Source organism: Mesorhizobium sp. M7A.F.Ca.CA.002.04.1.1 (assembly GCF_004022805.1).
In the GTDB taxonomy this organism is placed as follows: Bacteria; Pseudomonadota; Alphaproteobacteria; order Rhizobiales; family Rhizobiaceae; genus Mesorhizobium; species Mesorhizobium ciceri.
In genome coordinates this window covers 1-1,874 of sequence record NZ_RZPL01000927.1, presented here as the reverse complement: position 1 = coordinate 1,874, position 1,874 = coordinate 1, and the positions used below count along the sequence as shown (strand labels likewise).

3 protein-coding genes are annotated in these 1,874 nt (G+C 64.1%); all 3 read left to right on the top strand.

Annotated elements, in window-relative coordinates; all coding sequences use genetic code 11:
- Window positions 1-862 (top strand): PDZ domain-containing protein (locus tag ENZ75_RS30560; protein ID WP_128278577.1); only part of this gene is annotated, 862 nt, incomplete at its 5' end.
- Between the two features lie 148 nt (window positions 863-1,010).
- Window positions 1,011-1,622, top strand: a complete 612-nt coding sequence (locus ENZ75_RS30555) for a molybdopterin-dependent oxidoreductase (protein ID WP_063170438.1) — start codon at window positions 1,011-1,013, stop codon at window positions 1,620-1,622.
- Window positions 1,619-1,874: FAD-binding oxidoreductase (locus ENZ75_RS30550; protein WP_245481309.1), on the top strand; the 256-nt coding region annotated here is incomplete at its 3' end. The genes ENZ75_RS30555 and ENZ75_RS30550, both read left to right, overlap by 4 nt.

Genomic DNA, 1,874 nt, shown 5'->3' with positions numbered 1-1,874 from the left:
GCATAGCGGGCCGTTCGACGATTTCATCCAGATCGACGCGCCGATCAACCACGGCAATTCCGGCGGCCCGCTGGTGGATGTCGCGGGCAATGTCGTCGGCATCAACACGGCGATCTATTCGCCCAATGGCGGCAGCGTCGGCGTCGGCTTTGCCATTCCGTCGGACCAGGCCCAGAAGGTGGTGGCCAAGCTGATGAAGGGCGGCTCCATCCAGTACGGCTATCTCGGCGTTCAGATCCAGGAGGTGACACCGGATGTCGCGAGCGCCATCGGGCTCGACCATCCCGGCGGCGCGCTGGTTTCAGAGGTCAATGACGGCTCGCCGGCGGCCAAGGCCGGCATCGAGACGGGCGACGTCATCACCAGCTTTGCCGGGCAGGACGTGAAGGACCCCAAGGACCTGTCGCGGGCGGTCGCCGATGTCGCGCCGGGCGCCATGGAAACGGTCGACGTCTGGCGCAAAGGCAAGCCGATGCGGATTTCCGTCGATGTCGGCCAGAACAGCGCCGATGCGAAGACCGCGTCGCTGGATGACGGGTCCGACACGCCCAGCGCCGGGCGCGCTCCGGCGATAGGGCTCGGCTTGATGGATATAACGCCCGACATTCGCCAGCAGATGAACCTAGCCGGCAAGCAGCACGGCGCGGTGGTTGCCAGCGTCAATCCCGACAAAGCCGCCGCCGCTTCCGGAATACAGGCCGGCGACATCATCGTTGCCGTCAATCAGGTGCCGGTTAAGAACGCCAGGCAGGTAACCCAGGCAATCGCGCAAGCCGGCAAGTCTGGCCGCAAGTCGGTGCTGTTGCTGGTCGAGCGTGGCGACGCTCAGATCTACATCGCGGTGCCTTTTGCCAATGGCTGAGTAATGGCCTTGACGTGAACGGGACCGGCAGGGTTCGTCGGCGACGATCCCCTCCGGCCTCCGGCCGTCAAGATTTTGGTTGCCCGCCACGACATCTTCGAGAACATTGCATCAGGCTGATGTCGGCCCGATGCAGGAGATTGCCGCGATGGTCACCCGAGGTTTCTCTTCAGGACGGCGCCCGCCAACCGATGACGATGCCCGCATCCCGCCCGGCCAATATCTGGAACAGGGTTTTCCGGTGCTGTCGGCCGGTCCGACGCCGCGCGTGCGCACCGAGGATTGGTTTTTCACGCTGAAACATGGGCCACGGCCGATCAAGAAATGGAACTGGGCCGAGTTCAACGCGCTGCCGCTGACCAAGATGACGCGCGATATCCATTGCGTGACCGCATGGACCAAGTTCGACACGCCGTGGCAGGGCGTGCTGGTCGACGATATCCTTGCCGACGCGGGTGTGGAGCCGCCGACCGGCTTCACGCTGGCGCACGCGTTCGACGGTTACACCACCAATGTGCCGGTCAAGGATCTCACCGCCGGCAAGGCCATGGTCGCGCTGCTCTACGAAGGCAAGCCGATCACGCCGGATCATGGCGGCCCGGCAAGGCTGCTGGTGCCGCATCTCTATTTCTGGAAGTCGGCCAAATGGCTGAACGGCCTGCAATTCACCTCGCGCGACGAGCCCGGTTTCTGGGAATTGCGCGGCTACCATATCTATGGCGACCCATGGCGCGAGCAACGCTACACGAACGATCCATGAGCGATACGGCGGCAGTGCAGTCGCCCTGGCAAACAGCCGGCATCGTCCGCATCGAAAAGCGCACGCCGCGTGTCACCAGCTTCTTTTTTCAGCCGTCTCGGCCCTTCGCCTATCGCGCCGGGCAGCATGTCGACGTCAGGCTGACGGCGCCGGACGGCTATCAGGCGCGCCGCTCCTATTCCATCGCCTCCGCGCCCGACACGAATGGCGCAATCGAACTGGCGATCGAAACACTCGCCGATGGCGAGGTTT

Excerpts from the sequence above, each read along its gene's own strand:
- ENZ75_RS30555 (WP_063170438.1), top strand. The coding sequence starts at position 1,011 with ATGGTCACCCGAGGTTTCTCTTCAGGACGGCGCCCGCCAACCGATGAC.